Below are 23,485 nucleotides of genomic sequence, written 5' to 3' on the forward strand. Positions count from 1 at the left end.
CATCCGCCAGAACCTGTTCTGGGCTTTCGGCTACAATGTCGCGCTGATCCCGGTCGCGGCGGGCGTGATCTATCCGGTATCGGGATTGCTGCTGTCGCCGATGCTGGCCGCCGGCGCCATGGCGCTGAGTTCGGTCTTTGTCCTGACCAACGCCTTGCGGCTGCGCCGGGTCCGTCCGGTCATGGAAGAGACCGGCAAGGGTCCGGAAAGGTCGGGGTCGCCCACCGTTTCCCCGGTCGCCGCAGAATAGAAAGGGCCACGACATGAATATCGGAGATGTTGCCACCCTGTCCGGCCTGCCGGCCAAGACGATCCGCTACTACGAGGATATCGGTTTCGTGAAGCCGCTTCGCAGCCAGAACGGCTATCGGATCTTCAGGGAAAGCGACGCGCACAAGCTTGCCTTTCTCGGCCGTGCGCGCGCCCTGGGCTTTTCCATCGAGGATTGCCGCAATCTGCTTGCGCTCTACGAGGACGAAAGACGCGCAAGCGCCGAGGTGAAGGATATCGCCGGCCAGCACCTGAAGCGGATCGACAGAAAGATCGCGGAACTTGTGGAAATGCGCGCGACCCTTGCGCATCTTTTCGAGGCCTGCGCCGGAGACCACCGACCGGATTGTCCCATCCTCGCCGACCTTGCCACGAAAGGCCCGGACGGCGAGGTGCTGGACAGGACCGGCTGAGGGAATCCGAGAATTTGGTCTGGTCCCTTTTTCTGGCGGTCGCCCTGTTCGGGCTGAGCGGGCTGGTTCATCTTCGCGCGATGAATCTGGTGATGAGATTCGGCGACAGCCCCGGATTGTCGGGATCGGGGCGGGTTCTGGTGGCACTCTATACGCTGGGGATCGCCCATGTCGTTGAAGCCGGCCTCTATGCGGTCGGCTTCAGCATGGGTGAGGCATTGGGCATCGGGGGTTTTGAACAGGATATCGTCGATTCGTTCATGGATGTCTTCTACTTCTCGCTCGTCAATTATTCGTCTCTTGGGCTGGGCGATATCTATCCCACCGGGCATTTGCGGTTCCTCGCCGGCATCGAGGCTTTGAACGGATTTCTTCTGATCAGCTGTTCGGCCTCGACGATTTTCCTGGTGGTGACCAAGCGCGGGAACTGACGGATCGCACGTCCCTCGCTGTCTGGCGCCGGTCCGGGTCGGCGCAGTCTGCGCGCCTGGTTCCCAAGCTTGCGGACGACGAGGCTGGACCGGTTCATGCACTGCGCGCGCCCATCGTCAGGGCGCGCTTTCGCCTTTCAGATTCCATCGCCGGCAGCGTCAATACCCATGCCGCAACCCGGCCGGATTGCGGACCGGTGCGAAGCGGGTTGACCGGCTGCGGAATCATTCATTATACATAATACAAAATTACGCCAGATTGTCGGAGGAGGGACATCGGGTGGTTCGCGCGGCCGAAATGGCGGTTACCCCACGGCGAATGCGGTGCGCTGTCCAGCCTTGACGGGGGCGAGGCACGAAGCCGCCGCAACAGCGGCCGCGCGACCCAAGGATCTGGTTCAGGACTGCTTGCCATCATCCGGTCAGCGGTGCTTCCCGCCCCCGTCAGAGGAGGACGAGGGGCGGGCCAACAGGCGAAAACAACGCAAACAGGGAGGAGACAAGATGAATATCAAGGGATTGCTGGCTGCCGCAGTCATGGCCGCCTTGGGCATGGCCACGCAGGCTGCCGCGCAGACCGAGATCAAGTTCGGCCATGTCGGCGAGCCGGGTTCGCTGATGGATCTCAGCGCCACCGAATTCGCCAAGCGCGCGAACGAGAAGCTGGGCGACAAGGCCAAGGTCGTGGTCTATGGATCCAGTCAGCTGGGCAACGACAAGGCAATGCTGCAGAAGATCAAGCTGGGCACCGTGGATCTGGCGCTGCCCTCGACCATCATGTCCTCGATGGTGCCGATCTTCGGTCTGTTCGAGATGCCCTATCTGGTCCAGAACCGCGACCACATGAAGAAGATCCGCGACGAGATCCTGCTGCCGTCGATGGCGCCGCCGGCCGAGGATGCGGGCTACAAGATCATCGGCGTCTGGGAAAACGGCTTCCGGCAGATCACCAACAATGTCAGGCCCATCAACACGCCCGCCGACCTGGCCGGGATCAAGCTGCGGGTTCCCGGCGGCGAATGGCGGGTGAAGATGTTCCAGGCCTATGGCGCCAGCCCCAGCCCGATGGCCTTCTCCGAGGTGTTCGTGGCGCTGCAGACCGGAGTGATGGACGGGCAGGAAAACCCCTATGCCCAGATCTATCCGTCGCGCTTCTACGAGGTGCAGAAATACCTGTCGAAAAGCAACCACGTCTATACGCCGGCCTATGTCGTGGCCGGACGGTCGTGGGGCAAGTTCGATCCCGAGGTGCAGCAGGTGCTGCAGGACACCGCCGTTGAAATGCAGGATGTCGTCTACGAGATCGCATCCGGCCTCGACACCGAATTGCTGCAGAAGCTGATCGACGAGGGGATGGAGGTGAACGAGGTCGATACCACCGCCTTCATCGACGCCAGCAAGCCGATCTACGACGAATTCTCCCAATCGGTCGATGGCGCCGCCGAACTGATCAAGAAGGCGCAGGATCTGGCCGCCCAATAAGGGCCGCGAGGGCGGGCCGGACGGAACATCCGGCCCGCCCGATCCGACATTCCGGGGAGATTTTCATGACTTCGTTCACGCTTCGGCGGGGTTTCGAGACCCTGCTCGAGGTCATCACCGCGCTGATCGTGGCGGCCCTGACGGCCCTGATCGTGGCGGGAACGGCCTTTCGCTATTTCGGATCGGCGCTCAGCTGGTATGACGAGGTCGCCTCGATCGGACTGGTCTGGATGACCTATTTCGGCAGCGCGCTGGCGGCGCTGAAGGGCGCCCATATCGGCTTTCCCGGACTGGTCAACGCGATGCCGGTCCGCTGGCGGGTCGCCGCGACGATCTTTTCGGAAATCTGCGTCTTCGGCTTCTTCGGGCTTCTGGCCTATGCCGGCTGGCAGGTTCTGATGATCCTCGAGGGCATGACGCTGGTCTCGCTGCCGAATGTCTCGGTCCAGCTGACGCAATCCATCATCCCGCTGGGCGCGGTGCTGTTCATGATCGCCGAGGCGGTGCGCCTGCCCGAACTGATGCGCGACGCGCGGGGCGGGGGCTTTGTCGATCACGAGATCAGGGAGGCGCTTGGCGACATCTCGAACACGCCGCTGGAACAGGACGATGCCAGCGTGCCGTCCCGTGCCCACGCCCATCGCGGAGAACGCTGATGACCATCGGATACATGCTTGTGGGAATGTTCGGTCTGGCGCTGCTGAACGTGCCCATCGCGGTGGCGCTTGGCATCGTCGCCATCCTGGCCATCGTCATCGTGCAGGGCGCGGACATGCTGCCCAACCTTGCCCTGACCATGTTCGAGGGCGCCTCCAGCTTTCCGCTGCTGGCCATTCCGCTGTTCGTGCTGGCAGGGTCGATCATGAATGCCTCTTCGATCTCGCGCCGCCTGATCGCGCTGGCCTCGGCGCTGGTCGGCTTCGTGCGGGGCGGGCTGTCCTTTGTCGTCATCGGGGCGTCCATGTTCTTTGCCGAGATTTCCGGCTCGGCCGTGGCGGGTGTTGCGGCGCTTGGCTCGATCCTGATCCCCGCGATGCGCAAGAAGGGATATTCCAAGGAATTCTCGGCGGCGATCTGTTCGTCGGCCTCCAGCCTTGCGATCATCCTGCCGCCGTCCATTCCGATGATCCTCTATGCGGTGATGGCGCAGCAATCGGTCGTCAAGATGTTCATCGCGGGCTTCGGCCCCGGCATCGTCGGCGCGATCTGCCTGGCCGTTGCCGCCTATGTGCAGGCACGGCGCCACAATTTCCCGGTCGAGGAACGGTTCCAGCTGTCCAATGTCTGGCTGCGCTTCAAGGAGGCTGGCTGGGCGCTGCTGCTGCCGGTCATCATCCTGGGCGGCATCTTCGGCGGCATCGTCACCGCCACCGAGGGCGCGGCGCTGGCGGTCGTGGCGGCCTTGTTCATCTCGGGCGTGATCTATCGCGAATTCGATGTCCGCGCGCTTTACAAGTCGCTGGTCGACAGCGGGGTGCAGACGGCGGTGGTGATGCTGCTGGTCGCATCATCCTATCTGATCGGCGGCTTCCTGACCGAGGCGCAGCTGCCCCAGCAACTGGCCCGCGCCATCGGCGGGGTCACCGAGAACAAATACCTGATCCTGATGATGCTGAACGTGGCCTTCCTGATCCTGGGCATGTTCCTGCATTCGGCGGCGGCGATCATCCTGGTCGTGCCGATCGTGATGCCGATGGTGCTGGCGGCCGGGATCGACCCGGTTCACTTCGGGCTGGTGGTGACGCTGAACCTGGCCATCGGTCAGCAGACGCCGCCTGTGGCCTCGGTCCTGATTGCTGCCTGTTCCATCGCCAAGTCCGACATCTGGGAGACGACCAAGGTGAACCTGCCCTTCATCGGCGCGCTGCTGGCGCTGCTGCTGATCAGCACCTACCTGCCCGCGATCTCGCTGCTGCCGGTCCGCCTGATCTACGGAGGTTAAGCCATGTCCGACAAACCGCTGCCGCTGGAGGGAATCCGGGTTCTGGATGTCAGCCAGGTCATGGCCGGGCCATTCTGCTGCATGTTGCTGGGCGACCTGGGCGCCGATGTGATCAAGGTGGAACCCCCCAGTGGCGATCAGACCCGCAGCGCGATGGGATTCAGGCTGAAGGGCGATGACAGCCTGGGTTTCCTGAACATGAACCGCAACAAGCGGTCCATCGCGCTGGACCTGAAATCCGACGAGGATCGGCGGATCTTTCTGGAACTGGCCAAGACCGCCGACGTGATCGTCGAGAATTATCGACCCGGCGTCGTGAAGAGGCTGGGCATCGATTACGACACGGTGGCGGCGATCAATCCGGGCATCATCTATGCCAGCATCTCGGGCTTCGGGCAGACCGGGCCGTGGTCGCAGCGGCCGGGTTTCGACCTGATGGCGCAGGCGGCATCCGGGATCATGTCGATCACCGGCCATCCCGATGGCCCGCCCGCGAAATCGGGCGGGCCGCTGGCCGATATCGGCTGTTCGCTGTTCACCGTCTACGCGATCCTCGCCGCCCATATCGGCAAGCAGAAGACGGGCGAGGGGCAGTTCATCGACGCCTCGCTCTACGAGGCCGGGCTGTCCTTTGCCGTCTGGGACATCTGCGATTACTGGGGCACCGGCATCGTCCCCGGACGGATCGGCACCGCCAACCGCATGGCCGCGCCCTATCAGGCGGTCCGCGCCAAGGATGGCCATTTCGTGCTGGGCGCCAACAACGACCGCCTGTATCGCCGCCTCTGCGAGACGATGGGCCGCGAGGATCTGACGGACCACCCCGATTACGCGACGAACGCGCTGCGGATGAAGAACCGCGATGCGCTGATCGCGGATCTGGAAACGACGCTGGTGACGCGCACGCGCCAGGAATGGGTGCAGGCGCTGCTGGATGCAGGGATTCCCGCCGGCCCGATCCTCGATTACGCCGAGGCTCTGGGCAACGAACATGCCGACGCGCGCGACATGGTCATGCCGATCAACCACCCGATCGAAGGCGAGGTGAGGAATATCGGCTTTCCGGTCAAGCTGCGTGGCACGCCCCAGCGGGTGCGCCGCCATCCGCCACTGCTGGACGAACACCGCGCCGAATTGCTGCGCGAACTGGGTATCGAGGTCGCCAATGGCTGATGCCGCCGGAAAAGGCGATGTCCATCTGCGCATCGAGGGCCCGGTCGCGCATGTCACCTTTGACCGGCCCGCCGCCCGCAACGCGATGACCTTCGCAATGTATGCGCGGCTGGGCGAGGTCTGCGACCAGCTGGAGGCCCGCGACGATCTGCGCGTCATCGTCTTTCGCGGCGCGGGCGGGGCCTTTGTCGCCGGCACCGACATTTCCGAATTCACCGCCTTCGATGGCGGCGCGGACGGCGTCGCCTACGAAGACCGGATCGATGCCACGCTGGCCCGGCTGACGCATCTGCCCGCGCCGACCTTGGCGGTGATCGAGGGCGCGGCCGTCGGCGGCGGGCTGGCCATCGCAGCCGCCTGCGATCTGCGGATCGTCACGCCCGAGGCGAAATTCGGCGTGCCGATCGCCCGCACGGTCGGCAACACGCTGTCGGCCGCCAATATCGCCCGGCTTGTCCGTGCCTTCGGCGATGGTCCGGTGCGTCGGATGCTGCTGCTGTCGGAGTTTCTGGACGGCGAGACGGTCCACCGTCTGGGATTCTCCGGCGCCTGCGTGCCGCCCGACCGGATCGAGGCCGAGGCCGACCGCCAGATCCGCCGGCTGACCGAGGCCGCGCCGCTGACCGTCGCCGCCTGCCGCGACCTGTTCGGAAGGCTGGCCGATGCCGCCCCCGATGACCGCGACGTGATCGCGCGCATCTATGGCAGCCGCGACTTCCGCGAGGGCGTCGGCGCGTTTCTGGCCAAGCGCAAACCGGAATGGAGCGGGACCTAGGGCACCGGGCGTTGAACCTGGCAAATTGCTGCCCGTCGCGCAACCAGGGACGCGGCGCCGAACCGTGAAGGATCCCGATCCGTCAGGGCGCGCGCTCAAGCGCCCTGTAGAAGTCTTCGAAGATCGCATCGCGGTTGACGTCATAGGCTTCCAGCATCGGGTGGCGACCCGCGGGATGCTGCCAGTACAGTTCGGGATCCAGGACTGGCGAACGGGTCATGTGCGTCGAGACGTAGGTTGCGTCGAACAGCCATGCGACATTGATGATGTCCCACAGAACCCAGGTCTTCGTCTCGGGTTCGGTGATGACGTATTTCTCGTGCAGCGGGTTGTGGGTGTAAAGATGGTGCAGATAGTCGCCGATCGACCCTTTGCCCTTCACGAACCGTTCCATCTCGGGCAGCGATATCCGAAGTTGCGCGCCGACATGGTATCCCGGCAGATAGACATGCGGCACGCCACAATCGAACAGCAGCCGCGAGGACAGCCTGTCCTGCACGAGGTTCAGCGACGGTGCGTTGCAGAACGGCGCGTAGGACGGGAAGGACGCCGTCCAGACCACGACGATGGTGTTGATGATGTCGGGCGCCATCAACAGGGCCGAGGCAATGTTGGTCAGCGCGCCCATCGCAAGGATATACAGCGGCTCGTCGGGTGCGGCACGTGCGCGGTCGATGATGAATCGTGCCGCCTCGGTGTCCAGCGGGCTGTCGAAATCGTCCAGATAGGCCGGCGATCCGCGATGGACCATGCCGTCGGGATCGACGCCGCAATGGCCGAACACCCGGATGATCTCGTGATAGGATTGTTCGGCGCCCTCGTCGGGCAGCACGAACTTGATGGATTCAGGGTCGGTGCCTGTCTCGACGATGCGTTGCGCCCAGCCGGCGAAGCCGCCCATGAACTTTTCTTCCTCGGCATTGCCCGGCCCGCCGCGCTTCAGGATCCGGACGCTGCGCAGCATGCCCTCGCGATGATGCGCGAAGGAATAGGGTTCGGCGGTCACGCCCTCCAGCTTCAGCCGGTCGGGCGACAACAGCGCCCAGGCCAGCGCATATTGATCGTCGATCTCGTTGGCGGTGTCGGTGTCGATGATCACCCGCGCCGGATTCTCTGGCCGTTGCAGGCGCGCCTTGACGAAATCGGGGTCCAGCCGCGGGAAACGGGCAAGCACCTGTTCGGGGATGGTCATGTGACGGGCTCCTTAATTGCCGAACCCCTTGCCGAACGCCTCTTCCTTGATGAAGCGCTCCGAGATGATCAGAAGGATGATCCCCGGCAAGGTGACGATGAGGGTGATCCCTGCCGCCGATGCATCCAGCGTGCCGCCCGCGATCTTCGAGAACAGCAGCGTCGGCAGGGTGATGATCTTGCCCTGACCCAGAAAGAAGGTCAGCAGGAAGATGTTGGTCGAGACGAGAAAGGTGAACAGCGCCCCGGCCACCACGCCGGGCAGCAGCATCGGCAGCGTCACAAGACGCAGCACCTGCCAGCGGCTGGCCCCGAGGATGATCGCCTGTTCCTCGAAATCGCGTCCCAGCCCCTGATAGACGGCGGTCAGCATGCGGACCATGTAGGGGATCGTGGGAATCAGGTGCGCGATGATGATACCGAAATAGCTGCCCGCCAGGTCCAGCCGGATGAACATCATCAGCAGCGCGATGCCGATGGCGGCCTCGGGCACGATCAGCGGCATCGACAGGAAGAACTCGAACGCGCTTTTGCCGCGGAACCGTTCGCGGGCCAGCACCCGTGCCGCCGGCAGGCTGATCGCAAGGCAGATCACGGTCACGGCCAGTCCGATGCCCACGGTGTTCAACGTTGCTTCCCAGATGCGGCTGTAGGGCGACAGGACATAATCCCAGGCCAGCGGCATCATGGATTTGCCGCGCTGCTCCAGCCACCAGGTGCCGGGCAGCATGTCGGGCCAGGCCCACCGGAAGGCAAGGCTCTGGATGATCAGGGGAATGAAAGGGCCCAGAACGAAACCGGCGACGATGATCAGATAGAACTTCTGGAACGGCGACAGGCGAGATGCCAGGCTTTCGGTGCTTCTGCGGGCCATGTCAGTTCCGTCCCATCCGTTTTTCGAACCGTCGATACGCCGCGAGATAGCCGAACAGGATCACCCCGGCGATCAGCCCGATCGACACCACCGTCGCCATCCCCTGCAGCTGCAGCGTATAGTCGGCGTCGTTGAAATAGCGCCAGGCCACCACCGGAAGCGTATCGGGAAAGCCGCCGCCCAGGATGAACGGCGCCTCGAACGCGCCCACGTTGAAGGCAAAGCAGATCAGCGTGGACGACACGATGCCGGGCAGGATCTGCGGCAGGGTCACCCGGAAGAAGATGGTGCGTCGCTTCGCACCCAGGATCGCCGCGGCCTCTTCGGTTTCGCGGCCGATGCCAAGCAGCACCGCATAGATCGCAAGGGTGATGAAGGGCAGCTGTTTCCAGACATAGACGGCGATGATGCCCCAGCCATAATGGGTCTTGAGGATCTGCGGAAACTGGCCCGGATCGTCGATCAGCCCGAACAGCGCCGCAAAGCGCGACAGCACGCCGCCATTGCCGAGCATCAGCACCGCCAGCGCGATCCCGACCGTGTAGGGGATCATCAGCGGCAGCTTGTAGAGATACTTGTAGAGGGTCTTTCCGGGAAAGGTCTTGATAAGCGCCAGCGCAAGAAGGATGCCGCCCACGAGCGCAAGAAAGGTCGACACCGTGGCGTAATACATGGTCAGCCCCAGAGACTGCCAGAAGGACGGCGACGACCACAGCGCCCGGAAATAAGACAGGTCGGGAAAGGTGTTGACGCCGAACCAGGGCGCATAGCCAAGCGACTGCACGATTGCCAGAACCAGCGCACCGCCGAACAGCAGGAAAAGGACCACCATGATCGGCGTCATCTGCAGGGCAAGAAACAGCCGTTCACGCCGCATGCTGCGCCTTCTTCTGATGTGCCTGTTCATCGGCGCCCTCGTATCGGGATGTCGTGCCGCCGCCGGGAATGGCCCGGCGGCGGCATGCGGTCACTTCGACAGATTGCCGGCGGCGCGGGTGACGATATCGGCGATCGGTGCCTGGCTGTCGCGTTCGATATATTCCAGCCAGGTCGCCTCGATCACATCGACCAGGGTGGCATTGGTATCGGGCGTCACGTTCGCGTCCAGTTCCTTTTGCGTCACGCCCACGGTGCCGGGCGACGCCTCGGCCAGGGCTGCGGCCTGTTCATCGGACAGTTTCCAGCCGTCGATGCCCGCCGGCATTCCCGCGAATTGCAGCTTCGAGGTCTGCGCCTCGGGCGAGGTCATGTAATTGACGAAGACCATCGCCGCCGCCGGGTTGGGCGTGTTGCTGGGCACCGCGAGATAGTTCTTGTTCTTGATCATCCCGCCTTCGGGAAAGATCATCTGTTCGGCCGCTTCGGGATAGGTGCCGGTGGACAGGCCGACGGCGACGGCATAGAGGCCGAACTTGCAGTTGAAGTTGACTTCGCCGTTCAGGAACAATCCGTTCAGCGACGCCGCATCCTCGGGATACCGGGGCCGGCCGCTTTCGCCGCCCAGCAGCAGCGGTTGAAGATTCTTGAGGAATTTCATGCCAGGCTCGATCAGGCGCGCCAGTTCCTCGGCCCCCAGTTCGTCAAGCGATTGCTGGAATGGCTCGGCGCCGTTACCATCGGGGTTGAACGCATAGACCACCGATTGAACGAAAGTGTTGCCCTCATAATCTGGCGGCTTGGTATAGATGAACTTGCCCGGGTTGCCCTCAAGATAGGTGCGCAGCGCCTCGAACGTCCAGGGGCGATCTGCCTCGGAAACTTGGTCGGCGTTGACGGCACAGACATATTGTTCGCCGGACCAGGGCATCTCCTTGCCCTCGGTCGGAACGCCGAAATCGCGCAGGTTCAACAGCGACCGGGGATCGCTTTCGTCCCATTCGATGAACTCGGCATTCGGCAGTTTCCGGGCAAAGGCGCCGAACAGCGCGTCCTGACGCTTCAGCGTGCTGAAATTCTCGCCGTTCAGCCAGATCGCATCGACGCTGCCCGCGCCGGCCATCTTGCCGGCGTTCTTCTCGGCCAGAACCAGATCGACCGCATCCTTGGTGCCGGTGATCCGAACGGCGTTCAGCGTGATGCCTTCGCCGGCCATCGCCGGGGCCACGACGCTGTCCATCCAGACATTCAGATTGTCGTTGCCGCCCCAGTAATACAGGTTGACCTGGCCTTCCTCGCGGGCGCGGGCCTGGACTTCCTCCCAGCTCAGATCGCCGGCAAGAAAGCTTTTCTGGAATGCTTCGCCTTCGGGGTCGATGGCCATGGCCGCCCCCCCCGTCAGCACCAACCCGGCCGTCAGGCCGGTCAACAGTAAGTGACGCATCTTCCTCTCCTCCCAAAAAGAATTCCGCTGGATGCCGTTTCTAGCCGGCCATCAGCCAGACCCGCTCGGCCGGAATATCCAGCCGGACTTCCATGCCGACATCCAGCAGCCTTCGCGATTGTTCGTTCACGATGATCCGCTCGGCGCCGCATTCGACCACGTAATTCACCGTGGCCCCGAAGAAATCCCGTGCCGCGATCCGGCCGGCCACCATGTCGTCGCCGCCTTCGACATTGGCGGGATGAATGTCGATGCCCTCGTTGCGCAGCATGGCGTGAACGCGGCTGCCATCGGCCATCCCCGGTTGCGCGACCACGCTGAGCGTGCCAAAGCCCGTCTTTACCGCGTCCGTGCCGGTCATGGTGCCGGGAAAGATGTTCGACGCGCCCATGAAATCGGCGACGTCCACCGATACCGGTTGCCGGTAAAGATCCTCGGGCGGGCCGAACTGCGCCAGATGGCCGTTGAAAATCACCGCAATCCGGTCGGCCAGTTCCATCGCCTCGACCTGATCATGGGTCACGAAGATCGTGGTGATTCCCAGTCGCTGCTGCAGGGTTCGGATGAACCGGCGCATTTCGCCGCGCAGCTTGGTGTCCAGGTTTGCCAGGGGTTCGTCCATCATCAGCACGGAAGGTTTGGTGATCAGCGTCCGCGCGATCGCGACCCGCTGCATCTGCCCGCCGGACAATTGCGCCGGAAAGCGTTGCCGGAACGGGCCCAGTTGAACCACGTCGATGATCTCGTCCAGGCGATCGCTGATCTCGGATCTGGGTGTTCCGCGCACCGACAGGCCGAAGGCGATATTCTTTTCCACAGTCATATGCGGAAACAGCGCATAGCGTTGAAACACCATGCCGACATTGCGGTCCTGCACCCGCAAATCCGAAACATCGCGATCGTCGAAATGGATTTCGCCGGTGGTCGGATTTTCCAGTCCGGCGATCATCCGCAACGTCGTCGTCTTGCCGCAACCGGATGGACCCAGCAGCGCGACCAGCTCTCCGGACCGGATATCCAGATCGATATTCTCGATCGCGGTGAACCCGCCGAACCGCTTGCTGATGGACCTGAGCTGCACTTGTGTCACGTCGTCTGACCCCCGTCCGGACCAAAATTGCTGCGGTCAAATTTGTAGATACAAATTTATGCGGTAAGCGCCCGATCTGTCAACGGATATCTGTGCGATCGCGCCTATCGATCGGCCAGTCCCGCATGGGGCGCAATCAGCGCCAGCCGCTTCATGCCGGACCAGCCGCCGAATTCTTCGAACGCATCGCGCCAGCGGCCGGGCACCATGACGAAATGATGTTCCAGCCCGTGTTCCATCACGCTGGTCACGACGGATGCGGCGCTTGCCCCGCCCGAGCGGTCCGAAAAGTTGCTGACCCAGCCCCGACATCCGGTGAAGCCGCTTTCCTCGGCGCGGACGACATCGCCCTCGATGGCGAAGAACGCATCGCCATCGCGCGCGAGGCGCAGAACCGTCTGCGGCCCTTCGCCGAACTCGAAGTCGGCTATCGCGCCAAATCTCGGCCCCTCGGCGGTGCCGCGTCCGATCATCGGGTGGTTGATCCATGCTGCGCGATCCCGCGCCATGTATAGCGGTCCGCCCCCGCCATGCCACATCAGGATCCGGTCGCGGTCCATCTGCGGCGAGGTCATGTCCAACAGGCAGCCGACCCGCCCGGTCATCTCCCGGACCGCCATCTGCGTCACCGCGCCCATCACGTCCCCTTCCGAGGCGACGGGCAGGTTGTCCTGTTCCTCGATCCAGCTGAACGCCGCACCCGGATGCATTCCCGGGGCTTGTTGCAATGCGGGCCAGTCCGAAACCGCCAGCGCGTCAAATCCGTGATCGCCCGCGATCGCGCGCAGCGCCAGCGCCGCCCGTGCCGTCAGCGCCATCTGGTCGTCGGACACGCCGCGAATCTCGGCCGCGGCTGCCATGTCAGCCACCTCCGCGCCGACTTCTGCGGCATCGGCGGCATCCATCCGCCCGGTCATCTCGTGCATGTCGACATGCGCGAACGCCACACCAAGCGCCGACATCAGCCCGGCCTGCGACACATCCATGTTGTAGAATGTCGGCGCCAGCCCGCCGACAAGCCCGACATGCGAGCCCTTCAGTCCGTGAGCCGTCCTGACCGCCATCAGGGTCTGCCGCAGCCGGGCCCGAAGTGCCGCGTCCGAGGGGGCGCCGAAATACCACTGCACCGGGGCATGGCGCAGATCACGCACCCCACGGGCAATCGACATCGTCATGTTCAGCGACACGAAACTGTTCAGCTGGATATCGCCTTCGTGGCTCGGTTCGGGCGTGGCCCAGACGCCCATGGGAAGATCCGATGCCGCGATCTGGCGCGCGACATCGCCCATGGTGAACCCGCCATGCAGCAACAGGATGAATCCCGCGCCTTCGGCACGGCAATGATCGACCGCCTGCTGCGCCGCGCGGGCGTCCATCGGCAGGTCCGGGGCACTGACCAGGCCGATGCCCAGATCGGCGGTCAGATCGGCCAGCATCTTCTCGGCTGCTTCAAAGACACCGTGTCGCCGGGGGAAATAGCTGGGCAGGGAAGCGTTGATCAGGCCGATGCGAAACCGGACGTTCATCATTCGGACCTTTCCCGCCGCGACGCGCCGACCAGTTCGTAGGTGATCGGGGAATCGCGATATACTTCGTCATAGAAAACCGGCGCGCCGCTGTCGTCCAGGGCCGAACATGCCTGCGCCAGGATCGGCGTGTTCGGGGCCAGGCCCAACAGCCTGGCCACTTCGTCCGAGGCCAGCTGGGGGCGGATCGTCTCGCATGCGCTGCCCCATTCCAGGCCGAAGCGCCGGACCAGGATCCGCAGGATCGACTGGTTCGGCCCATCCTCGGGGAAATCCGCATCGGACAAATCCGGCACCAGGCGGGTCGGCACCCAGGTGTTCACAAGCATCCGCGGTTGCCCGTCCACCATGCGCAGCCGCTGGATCCGGACGACCGGCTCGTCGAACAGGGCCTGCACCGTCGCGGGCGCGTCGCCGTCGAAGCGGTCGATCCCGATCAGTCGCGCACCCGGCACGCGGCCGCTTTTCAGGATCGCATCGGTAAACGAGATCAGGCAGGTCGTCGATGGCGGCGACAGGGTGCTGACCGTGTAGCCGCTGCCTTGCCGTGAAATCAGGTAACCCGCGCTGACCAACATCTCGAGCGAGCGGCGCACCGTCACCCGACTGACACCGAATGATTTCGCAAGCGCTTCTTCCGAGGGCAACCGTGTGCCGACCGAATACAGCCCCTGCTTCAACCGTGCCAGTATCTCTTCGTGGATGGTCTGATATCGCGGCACATTCTGCTCGGCCATGTGTCATCCTCTCCTTGCGATGGCAGCACTTTCCGTTGCACCGTCGCGGCTACACGCCTTGCCAAACCGATTTCGTCTGGCTGTAAAGCGCCAGTGCGTCGCGCCCCATCTCGCGGCCATATCCGCTTTGGCCCATGCCGCCAAAGGGCGAGGCCGCGTCGGTATCGCCCCAGCAATTGATCCAGACCGTTCCGGCATGCAGGCCCGCGCCCATTCTTGCCACACGTCCAGCGTCCCGCGTCCAGCAACCCGCCGCAAGGCCATATTCGGTATCGTTCGCACGGGCCAGCACCTCGTCCTCGTCATCGAAGGTCAGGACAGACAGGACCGGGCCAAAGATTTCCTCGCGCGCAATGCGCATATCGTCGCGAACCCCGGTCAGGATCGTGGGCTGCACGAACCATCCGGCGTCGCCCCGCCGCGCGCCACCGGCCACGCATTCGGCGCCGGCATCGCGCCCATCGGCGATATAGCCCAGAACCTTGTCCATCTGCGGACGCGAAATCACCGGTCCAAGATCGTGGCCCCTGGCATCCATCCCCGGCCCGATCGACAGCCCGTCAGCCAGCTTGCGCAGCCCCTCCAGCACCCGATCATGCAGGCTGCGATGCACGAACAGCCGGGCGCCGGCGGTGCAGGATTGACCGTTATTGCCGAAAAGGGCCCAGAACGCGCCCGGGATCGCAAGTTCCAGATCCGCGTCGGCGAAGATGATGTTGGCGGCCTTGCCACCCAGTTCAAGCGAGACCTTCTTGAGGTTCCCTGCCGAAGCCCTGACGATCTCGCGCCCGGTTGCCGTCGATCCCGTAAACCCGATCTTGTCGACGCCGGGATGTGACGCAAGCGCGGCGCCGGCATCGCGGCCCGATCCCGGAACGACGTTCAGCACACCGGGCGGAAACCCGACCTCCAGTGCCAGATCGGCCAGATACAGGGCGCTGAGCGGGGTTTGTTCGGCGGGCTTCAACACGATGGTGTTGCCCGTCGCCAGGGCCGGGGCCAGCTTCCACGCGACCATCAGCGTCGGGTAGTTCCAAGGTGTGATCAGCCCGCAGACGCCCATCGGCTCGATCCGCGTGTGGTTCCGGCGACTGGGGGTGGATACGGGGATCGTGGCGCCTTCGATCTTGTCGGGCCAGCCCGCGAAATAGCGGAAATGCCGCGCCGACCAGACCGCGTCGACATCGCGCGCGATCGCGAAGGGCTTGCCATTGTCCAGCGCGTCAAGCTGACCGAAGACATCCTTGCGCTCCTCGATCGCGTCGGCCAGTTTCCAGATCAGCCGCCCGCGATCATGCGGCGTCAGTCGCGTCCACGGCCCTCCAAGCGCGGCGCGCGCGGCAGCCACCGCCATGTCGATCTGCGCGGGCTCCGCCGACGCGATCCGGCACAAGACCGCCCCGCTTGACGGGTCGAACACATCAAGTTCGGACGAGCCCGCGACCTCGGCCCCGTCGATACGCAGGGGTTGAACGCGCGACAGGAAGGTCCGGACCGCGGGAAGGCGGGGGATCAGGTTCATGCGACGGCCTCGGAGAGGCGTGCCAGACGACGGCGACCTTCATCGGCAAGCCAGGCTTCGGCGGCGGTGGGTCCGTCATTGCCGAAGATGGCGATGGCGTCGTTCCAGATCGCGCGACCGCACATGAAACCGGCGAATCCCGCGCCCGATTCGACAGCCAGCTTCAGCGAGGATTCGAACCGTTCGAACGTGACCCCTGCGGACAGATACAAAAGCGGAATGTCCCCGGCGGCCTCGGCGGCGTGGCGCAGGGCGGCGGCGGCCTCGGGGCGGGTCATCGTCGGGGTGCCGAAACCCTCGACATGGGACAGGTTCAGCGGAATCTGGACCTTGAGGATATCGATCCCGAATTCCGGCGCGGCGAAAAGCCGGGTCGCCTCGGTCACGAGTCGGGGCTTCAGCCGGGCGAATTCCGCGCCGTCCTCGTCGGGCACGGCGCGGTCATAGACGATCGGCTCGAACAGGAAGGTGATGCCGTGTTCGCGGCATTCCGCGCCGATCCGGCGCACCCGTTCGAATTTCTGCGCATTGATCGGGGTCGGGTCGTTGGGGGCAAAATACAGAAAGAACTTCAGCACCCGGACCCCCAGCCCCGGATAATCCGCGATCCTGAGGTCTTCGGGCAGAACCGTCATCCGGTCCTCGTCCGCGATGCGATAGACATCGGCCTCGTAGGCCAGCATGCTTTCACAGCCCGGCGCGATCGAGGGCAGCAATTCGCGACCGTAATTCGCATCGACCAGCAAGGTGCTGGCCTCGGGGCTGAGCTGCTCGGCCACCAGTCGCTTGAACAGCAACAGGTCGCCTTTCCCGGCCTTGGCACCGCGTGCCTGGCGCAGCATCCGGGCCAGCCCGCTGCCCTGATCGACGGCAACTCCGCGGATCGGACGCATGCTCAGTGGTTCGGAACGGGTCACTGGCTTTTCTCCTTTTCAGCATGCCGGATGGACGGAAAGAACGGCGTATCCGAGGGCGCGGTCCACAGCCGCAGCATGTCGCCCGCAGGCTCGAGCAGCGAAATCGAAAAGCCGCCCATTTCCTGCGTCGTCACGAAGGATCCGATCATGGGCGCGACCGCCGCGATGCCGCGCGCGGCCAGCGCGTGTCGGGTCTCGTTCCAGACGGTCAGAAGCTCCATCAGCGTGGTGCCGCCCATGCCATTGACGATCACGGCGGCCTGTCCGCCTGACGCGATCGGGTAATCCCCCAGCAGCTTGTCGACGATCAGCGTGACGAGATCGCGTACCGGGCCGACCCCCGTCCGCCCGATCCCCGGTTCGCCATGCACCCCCATGCCCAGATAGATTTCGTCGTCGGGCAGGTCGAACATCGGCTGGCCGGTCAGCGGCGAGATGCCCGGCGACAGCGCCGCGGCCAGGGTCACGGTGCGCGCGCGGACGGCCCGGCCCAAGGTCATCAAATCGTCCAGCGGCATTCCTGCCTCGGCCGCGGCGCCGAGGATCTTGTAGATGAACATGGTGCCGGGGGCGCCGCGACGATCCTGGATGCGGTCGCGCGGTGCGGACGAGATGTCGTCATACATGGGCAGGGCGCGGACCCTCAGCCGCTCTTCCTCGGCCAGCATCACTGCCGCGCGGCCGTTGATCATGTCGCCGGAATGCTGCGAGATCAGAAGGATGCAGCCCGCCTTGCCCGATACCTCGCGGATGCCGTCAAGGATCAGATCGGCCGAGGGCGCGGCGAACACGTCGCCGACCACATTGGCATCCAGAAGGCCCGCCCCGACGAACCCCATGGCAATCGGTTCGTGCCCCGAACCATTGCCGATCAGCAGCGTCACCTTTCGATCGGGATCCTTGCGGCCCTTCGCCCGCACCACGATGCGGGGATCCTGATGGCCCCGGACGACCTGTTCGAAAGCCGACACATAGCCGTCGATCATGTCGTCGACGATGCTTTCCGCCGCGTTCATCAGCTTTTTCACAGCGCGCTTTCCTTGCCTGCCAGGGTTTCAAGGATGATCACGACCGACACCGCGCCGGGATCGACATGGCCGCGTCCGCCATTCTCGACATATTGCGCGCGGCCCCTGCGTGCGCTCAGGTCGCGGGTGCGGTCGCGACCGGCGACGGCGGCATCGACGGCATCCTGCACCGTGCCCTCCGCCAGCGCGTGCGCCGCCGGCGCCAGCGCGTCGATCATGCTCTTGTCGCCCGTGGTCACCTGACCCAGATCCTTGATCCGCTCGCAGGCGCGTTGCAGGCCCTCGCCCAACGCGGCGTTTTCGTTCAGATGCCGTTCGATCTCGATCAGGATCAGCCCGAACAACGTCCCCGATGCACCACCCGACGCCCGCATGAACGCCTTGGCCTGCGCGCCCCTGTCGGCCTGCGCCGCGCGGGTCAGGCCGCGCAGCATGGTCGCGCCATGATCGCCGTCTCCCAAGGCTGCATCCAGCCGGTTCAGCGCATCGGCATGGACCGCGATCCGGGCCTGAAGCGCCAAGAAGAATTCGGGCCCGGTCATCGCGCAAAGACCCGCTGCATGAAGTCCAGCGTCTGCCGCGCGGCCTCGGTCGGGTCGGGCTCGATCGCGCGCCAGACCTTCACATCCGCGCTGTTCGGGTTGGACGGCATCACGAACATTTCCGCGGTGATCCAGCCGTCATAGCCGATATCCGACAGCGCCGTGGCACAATGTTCAAAATCGAAATGACCCGAGCCCGGCACACCCCTGTCGTTGTCCGAGACATGAAAATGCACCAGGGCGTCGCCGGTGGCGCGGATCGCGGCGGCCGGATCCTTCTCCTCGATGTTCATGTGAAACGTATCCAGCAGAACGCCCACATGCGCGGCCCCGGTGGCGCGGGCAATCGCCGTGGCATCGGCGGCGGTGCTGGTCAGATCGGTTTCGAACCGGTTCACGGCCTCGATCCCCAGGGTCACGCCATTCTGCGCAAGCACCGGTTCGATCCGGGCCAGGGTCCGTGCCGATCGGTCGGCCCGATCCGAATCGCCCGGCGCAAAGACGCCCCATGGCGCGGCAACGACACCGGCCAGCGATCTTGCCCCCAGGGCAGCGGTGATTTCGATGGCCTCGGTCAGGACGGCAACGGCCCGTTCGCGCACGGCGACCTGCGGCGATGTCGGGTCAGCCTCGGCGCCCAGGCCGGTCGAACAGGTCAGGTCCAGCCCGCGTGCGGCGGCAGCCTTGCCGATGCCGCTGGCGCGGTCCATTCCGATCCCCAGCAACGAAAGCTCGACCCCGTCAAAGCCCAGATCGGCCGCGATGTCGAGAATCGGCAAGGGGTCGTCCTGCCACGCTTTCATCCACAATCCCGCATGAACGCCGAATTTCATCTGCCATCCCTCGCTTGCCTCTACATATTAGTAGATACAAATTAGTCAGGTCAATTACCTTCTGCCTGCCGCAGGGCCTTTCGGTTGATCTTGCCCGACGAGGTCATCGGGAATTCGTCCACATAGTCGATCTCTCGTGGCGCCTTGTAAGATGCGAGCTTGTTGCGGACATGGGCGCGCAATTCCTCGGTCAGCGACGCATCGCCGATGAATCCCGAGGCCAGACGCACGAAGGCCTTGACGATCGTGCCACGCTGGGCATCCGGCTTGCCGATCACGCCGGCTTCGGCCACGGCGGGGTGTGACAGCAGGCATTCCTCGATCTCGGTCGGGCCGATGCGGAATCCCGACGATTTGATCAGGTCGTCCGACCGGCCCTTGTACCAGAAATACCCGTCCGCATCGCGCACCGCCAGATCATGGGTGCGCAGCCAGTCGCCCAGCCGCAATTCGGCCTCTTTCCCGGCATTGTTCAGATAGCCAAGAAATCGCGTCGGCGATGTCGCAGGCGTCACGATTTCGCCCGGCTCTCCGTCCGCCACCTCGATTCCTTCGGCATCGACCAGCCGCACGTCGTGGCCGGGATAGGCCACGCCCATGGATCCGGGTCTTCGCGGATAAAGCCGCGAACAATTGCCGATCAGATGGTTCACCTCGGTCATGCCGTAGAACTCGTTGCAGACCACGCCCAGCCTGTCCTCGGCCCAGACGAGGGTATCCGCCGCCAGGGCCTCGCCCCCGGTGCAGATCACCCGCAGCGACAGATCATGGCTGTCGCGCGGCTGGGCCGTCTGCGCCAGACGCTTGACCGCCGTGGGCGCCAGGAAGACATGCGTCACCTTGTGGCGGGCCATGAATTCATAGGCCCATTCTGCCGTGAAGCGCGCTTCCGAGGTGACGATCGGCCGCCCGGCCAGCCATGCGGGCATCATCATGTCCAGCAAGCCGCCGACCCATGCCCAATCCGAGGGCGACCAGAACACCGCGTCCGCGTCCTGCAACGACAGGTTGTAGAACAGGTTGATCGAGGGGCGATAGGCGGCCAGGATCCGGTGCCCGTGCAGGATGCCCTTGGGCATCCCGGTCGATCCCGACGTATACATCAGCAAGGCGGGATCATCGGGCCCGGTATAGTCCGGTTCGAATCCGGGCGGGGCGGCGCTGTCCAGAATGGCCCGCAGATCGGGCTCCGTCCCCGCGCTTTCGGAGACGAGGATATCGGTCAGATACCCGAACCGCCCTGCTTCGTCCCGCAGGCTGGCCCAGGCGGCTTCGGTGGTCACAAGACAGCGCGCCTCGCAATCATTCAGCGCATGGGCCAGGGCATCCGACCCGTAAAGCTGCGACAGCGTCACCGCCGTTCCGCCCAGCTTGCACACGGCCATATGCCCGATGGCCGTTTCGGGGCGCATCCCGGTATGAAGACCGACCAGATCGCCGCGGCCATAACCCAGTCCTCGCAGATGCGCGGCAAGGGTCGTTGCGGCCGCGTCGATCTGGGCGAAGCTCCAGGTTTCAAGGCGGCCGTCCGGCCGTTCGAACAGCATGGCCGGCCTGTCCGCGCCCTCCGGTCCCAGCTGCCGGCCCAGCGTCATGGAAAAGATGTTTGCATCCGCCGGAATGTCGATCGTCACGGCCTCGCCGTCACGGCGCAGCCCGATCTCGGCAAGTTGCGCCTCTGTCCAGGTCTCAAGCATGGTCCGTCTCCCGTTCATTCAGCCGCAGCCAAAGGCCGGGCCGAGGCCCGTTCGGCGCCATCAGCTGTCCCGTTTCGCCCCTTGCCTCGGGATTGCCCAGGGCGACCGTCGTCGCGCCATCCGCACCCTCGAACCGCGCCAGCGCAAAGGCCGCCGCCAGGGCGTCGGTGCGCAGAACCACGCGGGCGCGACCGGACAGACGCGCCCAGTCATGCGCCTCTGCACCGCACTCCGCGCAAACCAGCCGCGGCGGAAAGCTGATCCGTCCGCATCCCTTGCAACGCGACGCCAGGGCGACGCCGGCACGCAATGCGTCGAAATACGGGGCCATCCCGCCCTCGGGCAGCGTGTAGTCCAGGGCTATCGAAAATCTCATTCCACGCCTCCCAGAATGGTCACGGCGCACAAGGTCGCGATGCCGCCATGGGTATCGGCCAGCGCGAAACGCGGGGTAATCCGCGGCCCGAGACCCGCATAGCGCCCCTCCAGCTGGTGCGCGCAGGACACGATTTGCGCCACGCCGGTCGCGCCCACCGGCGCCCCCTGCCCAAGCAGGCCGCCCGACAGATTGGTCGGCACCGTGCCCGTCGCGTCGAACACGCCGCGTCGTTCTGCGGCAACGACGTCATCCGCCAGGCCCAACGCCTCCAGCGCTTGCAGCTGCGCGCCGGAATAGCTGTCATAGACCTCGGCCAGCCCGATCTGCGCCGGTGTGATCCCGGCGTGCGAATAGGCCTGCTGAGCGGCCAGGCGCTTGGCGGCGAATGTGCCCGGATCGGCGCGTTCGGCCAGGCGAACCCGGTCATTGGCCGAACCCATGCCGACGATCCGGGCGCGGCCCTTGCCGGTTCCCGGCAGGTTGCCGGGCTGAGACAGGATCACGCAGGCTGCCCCATCGCTGAGGGGAGAGCAGTCCAGCCGCCGATAGGGCGCGGCGATCATCGTCGATGCCGCGACATCCTCCGGCGCGATGTCCAGCGGCAGATGCGCATTGGGATTGTGCCGCGCATTCTGCCTGTTTCGCACCGCGACGCGGGCAAAATCGCTGACGGTTGCATCCGTGCGGCGCATGAAGGCCAGGGCCGACATGGCATAGATCGAGGTTGAATCGATCCCCGTCATGCCGTCTGTCCAGGCGTCGAAGGACAGAGAATAAAGCGCGGCGACATCCGCGCCCGAAAGATGGGCGGCCGCAGGCTCCAATCCCAGCACGGCCACGCGCCGCGCCTGACCCGAGGAGACCAGCGCCGCCCCGGCCTGGACAGCAACCTGGCCCGACGCGCCGCCGCCCTCTGCCCGCATCACGCGGATACCGAAAAGACCCAGCTCATCCGCCAAGAGGCTGGCGGGGTTCAGTTGCAGGGTAAGGAAATCGCTTTCCGAGGCGACGATCAGCGCGTCGATATCGCGGCGCTGCAGGCCCGCATCGCGCAGGGCCGCCGCGAAAGCCTGCCGCGCCCAGTCGCGAAAGCTGCTGCCATCCTTGCGGCGGCCGAACCGGGTCAGCGCCCCGCCTGCGACCACCATGCCGATTTCGTTTGCCATCGTCACCGCTCTGCCCGTCGCGGAAGCGGGAACAACAGCAGGACACCGACCAGATTCATCGCCAGCAACAGCCACGCCAGAACCTGAAAGCCCGCCCCTTGCCATACGACCCCGCCGGCCGCCGGTCCAAGCGCCATCATCACCAGCCCGATCATGGCGATCAGGCCCAGATCGCGGCCCAGCCTGAACGGCGGCACATGGTTCCGCGTCAGAACCGGCCGCAGAATCGTATGCATCCCGTAGCCCGCCCCCTGAAGCAGCAGGATCGGCAGGATGGTTGTCGCCTGATAGGGTACGACGAGCAGCGCGAGCGGCGGCAACAGCATCACGCCAAAAACGCTGCGCGCCAGCAGAACAGGATCGAAAAGCCGGATCAGTGGCGCGCAGACCAGCCGTCCGAAAATCTGCGCAGGGCCCAGCAGCGCCGGAAGGATCAGCGCGAAATCGGCGGTTTCGGGCAGTTTTCGCAGATGCAGGGGCAGGATGAACAGCAGGGCCGCGTGGCTGAACATCAGCGTGGCGAAGGACAGCCCGATCAGCAGCACCGTCGGCGAGGCGCGACCGCGGGGCATGTCATGGCGCGACCGGTCCGCCGGGCGGGCCGCGCCTTCGGACGGTATCAGCACCGCCGCAGCCAGGACCAGGGCCGCAGCGGCAAGCATTACCGTGCGCCAGTCCGTGACTTGCAGCAGCCACCCCACCATCGGAAAGGTCAGAAGCGTGGCGAACCCGGCCACCAGGGTCACGGTCGCGACCGGACTGGCTGCGGAGGCGCCGAACCGACGCAGCAGGATGGCGAAGCACGGATCATAGAGGGTGGCTGCCATCGACGCCCCCAGCAGCACCATCAGCGGGGCAAAAACGGCAAGCGTCTGTGCTTGCGACATGGCCACGAGCAGGCTGGCACCGACCAGCGCTCCGCAGCGCATCGCCACTATTCCATGACCGATGTCGATCGTCCGACCCACCAGCGGCGAGGAAAACGCCCAGAGCAGGAAACCGGCCGTATAGGACGCGGTGAGGATGCTTGCCGACCACCCCGTCTCGGCCAGGATACGCCCCGTCAGTGCTGGAAAAAGGTAGTAAAGCCCCGACCACAGCATCAGCTGCGCGACCGCATGACGCCCGACCAGACTGGCCCGTCCCCGCGTCAATGCGGGCTCGATCCGGGCCATGG

Annotated in this window: 23 protein-coding genes and 1 pseudogene; 8 read left to right on the forward strand and 16 right to left on the reverse strand. The window is 64.8% G+C overall.

Features of this window, described 5'->3' with window-relative positions:
- The 8 genes and pseudogenes from B4L36_RS10400 to B4L36_RS10435 all read left to right on the forward strand — a co-directional run.
- Positions 1-250: pseudogene (locus B4L36_RS10400) on the forward strand (heavy metal translocating P-type ATPase); the annotation flags it as partial.
- A 13-nt stretch (positions 251-263) separates the two neighbouring features.
- On the forward strand, positions 264-683 hold the full coding sequence (cueR, locus tag B4L36_RS10405) for a Cu(I)-responsive transcriptional regulator (protein WP_292956480.1): 420 nt from the start codon (positions 264-266) through the stop codon (positions 681-683).
- Between the two features lie 14 nt (positions 684-697).
- Positions 698-1,114, forward strand: a complete 417-nt coding sequence (locus tag B4L36_RS10410) for an ion channel (protein ID WP_292956483.1) — start codon at positions 698-700, stop codon at positions 1,112-1,114.
- Between the two features lie 504 nt (positions 1,115-1,618).
- Positions 1,619-2,596: a TRAP transporter substrate-binding protein gene (locus B4L36_RS10415; RefSeq protein WP_292956486.1), complete on the forward strand. Its 978-nt coding sequence runs from the start codon at positions 1,619-1,621 to the stop codon at positions 2,594-2,596.
- A gap of 65 nt (positions 2,597-2,661) precedes the next feature.
- A complete protein-coding gene (locus B4L36_RS10420) occupies positions 2,662-3,252 on the forward strand; it encodes a TRAP transporter small permease (RefSeq protein ID WP_292956489.1) in 591 nt (196 codons plus the stop codon).
- On the forward strand, positions 3,252-4,538 hold the full coding sequence (locus B4L36_RS10425; protein ID WP_292956491.1) for a TRAP transporter large permease: 1,287 nt from the start codon (positions 3,252-3,254) through the stop codon (positions 4,536-4,538). Before B4L36_RS10420 ends, B4L36_RS10425 begins: the two co-directional genes overlap by 1 nt.
- A gap of 3 nt (positions 4,539-4,541) precedes the next feature.
- Entirely contained in the window at positions 4,542-5,711 is a 1,170-nt protein-coding gene (locus tag B4L36_RS10430) for a CaiB/BaiF CoA transferase family protein (protein WP_292956494.1), read from the forward strand.
- Positions 5,704-6,486 carry an enoyl-CoA hydratase gene (locus tag B4L36_RS10435; RefSeq protein WP_292956497.1) on the forward strand — a complete coding sequence of 261 codons (783 nt, stop codon included), beginning with the start codon at positions 5,704-5,706 and terminating at the stop codon, positions 6,484-6,486. The genes B4L36_RS10430 and B4L36_RS10435 overlap by 8 nt, the downstream gene beginning before the upstream one ends.
- An 82-nt stretch (positions 6,487-6,568) precedes the next feature.
- On the opposite strand, the gene B4L36_RS10440 is transcribed toward B4L36_RS10435, so the two are convergent.
- The 16 genes from B4L36_RS10440 to B4L36_RS10515 form a co-directional block, all read right to left on the reverse strand.
- Entirely contained in the window at positions 6,569-7,678 is a 1,110-nt protein-coding gene (locus B4L36_RS10440) for a nucleoside hydrolase (RefSeq protein ID WP_292956500.1), read from the reverse strand.
- 12 nt (positions 7,679-7,690) lie between these two features.
- Positions 7,691-8,551 (reverse strand): ABC transporter permease, encoded by an 861-nt coding sequence (locus B4L36_RS10445; RefSeq protein WP_292956503.1) that lies wholly within the window; start codon positions 8,549-8,551, stop codon positions 7,691-7,693.
- A gap of 1 nt (position 8,552) precedes the next feature.
- Complete coding sequence (locus B4L36_RS10450) at positions 8,553-9,428, reverse strand: ABC transporter permease (protein ID WP_292956506.1); 876 nt, start codon at positions 9,426-9,428, stop codon at positions 8,553-8,555.
- 90 nt (positions 9,429-9,518) lie between these two features.
- Positions 9,519-10,871 carry an ABC transporter substrate-binding protein gene (locus B4L36_RS10455; protein ID WP_292956509.1) on the reverse strand — a complete coding sequence of 451 codons (1,353 nt, stop codon included), beginning with the start codon at positions 10,869-10,871 and terminating at the stop codon, positions 9,519-9,521.
- Positions 10,872-10,911: 40 nt separating this feature from the next.
- Entirely contained in the window at positions 10,912-11,952 is a 1,041-nt protein-coding gene (locus tag B4L36_RS10460) for an ABC transporter ATP-binding protein (RefSeq protein WP_292956512.1), read from the reverse strand.
- A gap of 113 nt (positions 11,953-12,065) precedes the next feature.
- Complete coding sequence (locus B4L36_RS10465) at positions 12,066-13,487, reverse strand: L-fucose/L-arabinose isomerase family protein (RefSeq protein WP_292956515.1); 1,422 nt, start codon at positions 13,485-13,487, stop codon at positions 12,066-12,068.
- Positions 13,487-14,224: a GntR family transcriptional regulator gene (locus tag B4L36_RS10470; protein WP_292956518.1), complete on the reverse strand. Its 738-nt coding sequence runs from the start codon at positions 14,222-14,224 to the stop codon at positions 13,487-13,489. Before B4L36_RS10470 ends, B4L36_RS10465 begins: the two co-directional genes overlap by 1 nt.
- A gap of 49 nt (positions 14,225-14,273) precedes the next feature.
- Entirely contained in the window at positions 14,274-15,746 is a 1,473-nt protein-coding gene (locus B4L36_RS10475; protein WP_292956521.1) for an aldehyde dehydrogenase family protein, read from the reverse strand.
- A complete protein-coding gene (locus tag B4L36_RS10480; protein WP_292956524.1) occupies positions 15,743-16,663 on the reverse strand; it encodes a tagatose 1,6-diphosphate aldolase in 921 nt (306 codons plus the stop codon). Before B4L36_RS10480 ends, B4L36_RS10475 begins: the two co-directional genes overlap by 4 nt.
- Positions 16,660-17,691 carry a dihydroxyacetone kinase subunit DhaK gene (locus tag B4L36_RS10485; protein ID WP_292956527.1) on the reverse strand — a complete coding sequence of 344 codons (1,032 nt, stop codon included), beginning with the start codon at positions 17,689-17,691 and terminating at the stop codon, positions 16,660-16,662. Before B4L36_RS10485 ends, B4L36_RS10480 begins: the two co-directional genes overlap by 4 nt.
- Positions 17,688-18,233, reverse strand: coding sequence for a DAK2 domain-containing protein (locus tag B4L36_RS10490; RefSeq protein WP_292956530.1), 546 nt, complete (start codon positions 18,231-18,233; stop codon positions 17,688-17,690). The genes B4L36_RS10485 and B4L36_RS10490 overlap by 4 nt, the downstream gene beginning before the upstream one ends.
- Positions 18,230-19,066, reverse strand: coding sequence for a sugar phosphate isomerase/epimerase family protein (locus tag B4L36_RS10495; RefSeq protein WP_292956533.1), 837 nt, complete (start codon positions 19,064-19,066; stop codon positions 18,230-18,232). Before B4L36_RS10495 ends, B4L36_RS10490 begins: the two co-directional genes overlap by 4 nt.
- Before the next feature lie 50 nt (positions 19,067-19,116).
- Complete coding sequence (locus B4L36_RS10500; RefSeq protein WP_292956536.1) at positions 19,117-20,763, reverse strand: AMP-binding protein; 1,647 nt, start codon at positions 20,761-20,763, stop codon at positions 19,117-19,119.
- On the reverse strand, positions 20,756-21,139 hold the full coding sequence (locus tag B4L36_RS10505) for a Zn-ribbon domain-containing OB-fold protein (protein ID WP_292956539.1): 384 nt from the start codon (positions 21,137-21,139) through the stop codon (positions 20,756-20,758). Before B4L36_RS10505 ends, B4L36_RS10500 begins: the two co-directional genes overlap by 8 nt.
- Positions 21,136-22,308: a thiolase family protein gene (locus tag B4L36_RS10510; RefSeq protein ID WP_292956542.1), complete on the reverse strand. Its 1,173-nt coding sequence runs from the start codon at positions 22,306-22,308 to the stop codon at positions 21,136-21,138. The genes B4L36_RS10505 and B4L36_RS10510 overlap by 4 nt, the downstream gene beginning before the upstream one ends.
- 2 nt (positions 22,309-22,310) lie before the next feature.
- Positions 22,311-23,483 (reverse strand): MFS transporter, encoded by a 1,173-nt coding sequence (locus tag B4L36_RS10515; protein WP_292956545.1) that lies wholly within the window; start codon positions 23,481-23,483, stop codon positions 22,311-22,313.
- Positions 23,484-23,485: the final 2 nt, after the last annotated feature.

The organism is Paracoccus sp. UBA889 (assembly GCA_002294185.1).
Lineage (GTDB): Bacteria > Pseudomonadota > Alphaproteobacteria > Rhodobacterales > Rhodobacteraceae > Paracoccus.

Excerpts from the sequence above, each read along its gene's own strand:
- cueR (WP_292956480.1), top strand. The coding sequence starts at position 264 with ATGAATATCGGAGATGTTGCCACCCTGTCCGGCCTGCCGGCCAAGACG.
- B4L36_RS10415 (WP_292956486.1), top strand. The coding sequence starts at position 1,619 with ATGAATATCAAGGGATTGCTGGCTGCCGCAGTCATGGCCGCCTTGGGC.
- B4L36_RS10420 (WP_292956489.1), top strand. The coding sequence starts at position 2,662 with ATGACTTCGTTCACGCTTCGGCGGGGTTTCGAGACCCTGCTCGAGGTC.
- B4L36_RS10425 (WP_292956491.1), top strand. The coding sequence starts at position 3,252 with ATGACCATCGGATACATGCTTGTGGGAATGTTCGGTCTGGCGCTGCTG.
- B4L36_RS10430 (WP_292956494.1), top strand. The coding sequence starts at position 4,542 with ATGTCCGACAAACCGCTGCCGCTGGAGGGAATCCGGGTTCTGGATGTC.
- B4L36_RS10435 (WP_292956497.1), top strand. The coding sequence starts at position 5,704 with ATGGCTGATGCCGCCGGAAAAGGCGATGTCCATCTGCGCATCGAGGGC.
- B4L36_RS10440 (WP_292956500.1), bottom strand. The coding sequence starts at position 7,678 with ATGACCATCCCCGAACAGGTGCTTGCCCGTTTCCCGCGGCTGGACCCC.
- B4L36_RS10445 (WP_292956503.1), bottom strand. The coding sequence starts at position 8,551 with ATGGCCCGCAGAAGCACCGAAAGCCTGGCATCTCGCCTGTCGCCGTTC.
- B4L36_RS10450 (WP_292956506.1), bottom strand. The coding sequence starts at position 9,428 with ATGCGGCGTGAACGGCTGTTTCTTGCCCTGCAGATGACGCCGATCATG.
- B4L36_RS10455 (WP_292956509.1), bottom strand. The coding sequence starts at position 10,871 with ATGCGTCACTTACTGTTGACCGGCCTGACGGCCGGGTTGGTGCTGACG.
- B4L36_RS10465 (WP_292956515.1), bottom strand. The coding sequence starts at position 13,487 with ATGAACGTCCGGTTTCGCATCGGCCTGATCAACGCTTCCCTGCCCAGC.
- B4L36_RS10470 (WP_292956518.1), bottom strand. The coding sequence starts at position 14,224 with ATGGCCGAGCAGAATGTGCCGCGATATCAGACCATCCACGAAGAGATA.
- B4L36_RS10475 (WP_292956521.1), bottom strand. The coding sequence starts at position 15,746 with ATGAACCTGATCCCCCGCCTTCCCGCGGTCCGGACCTTCCTGTCGCGC.
- B4L36_RS10490 (WP_292956530.1), bottom strand. The coding sequence starts at position 18,233 with ATGACCGGGCCCGAATTCTTCTTGGCGCTTCAGGCCCGGATCGCGGTC.
- B4L36_RS10495 (WP_292956533.1), bottom strand. The coding sequence starts at position 19,066 with ATGAAATTCGGCGTTCATGCGGGATTGTGGATGAAAGCGTGGCAGGAC.
- B4L36_RS10500 (WP_292956536.1), bottom strand. The coding sequence starts at position 20,763 with ATGCTTGAGACCTGGACAGAGGCGCAACTTGCCGAGATCGGGCTGCGC.
- B4L36_RS10505 (WP_292956539.1), bottom strand. The coding sequence starts at position 21,139 with ATGAGATTTTCGATAGCCCTGGACTACACGCTGCCCGAGGGCGGGATG.
- B4L36_RS10510 (WP_292956542.1), bottom strand. The coding sequence starts at position 22,308 with ATGGCAAACGAAATCGGCATGGTGGTCGCAGGCGGGGCGCTGACCCGG.
- B4L36_RS10515 (WP_292956545.1), bottom strand. The coding sequence starts at position 23,483 with ATGGCCCGGATCGAGCCCGCATTGACGCGGGGACGGGCCAGTCTGGTC.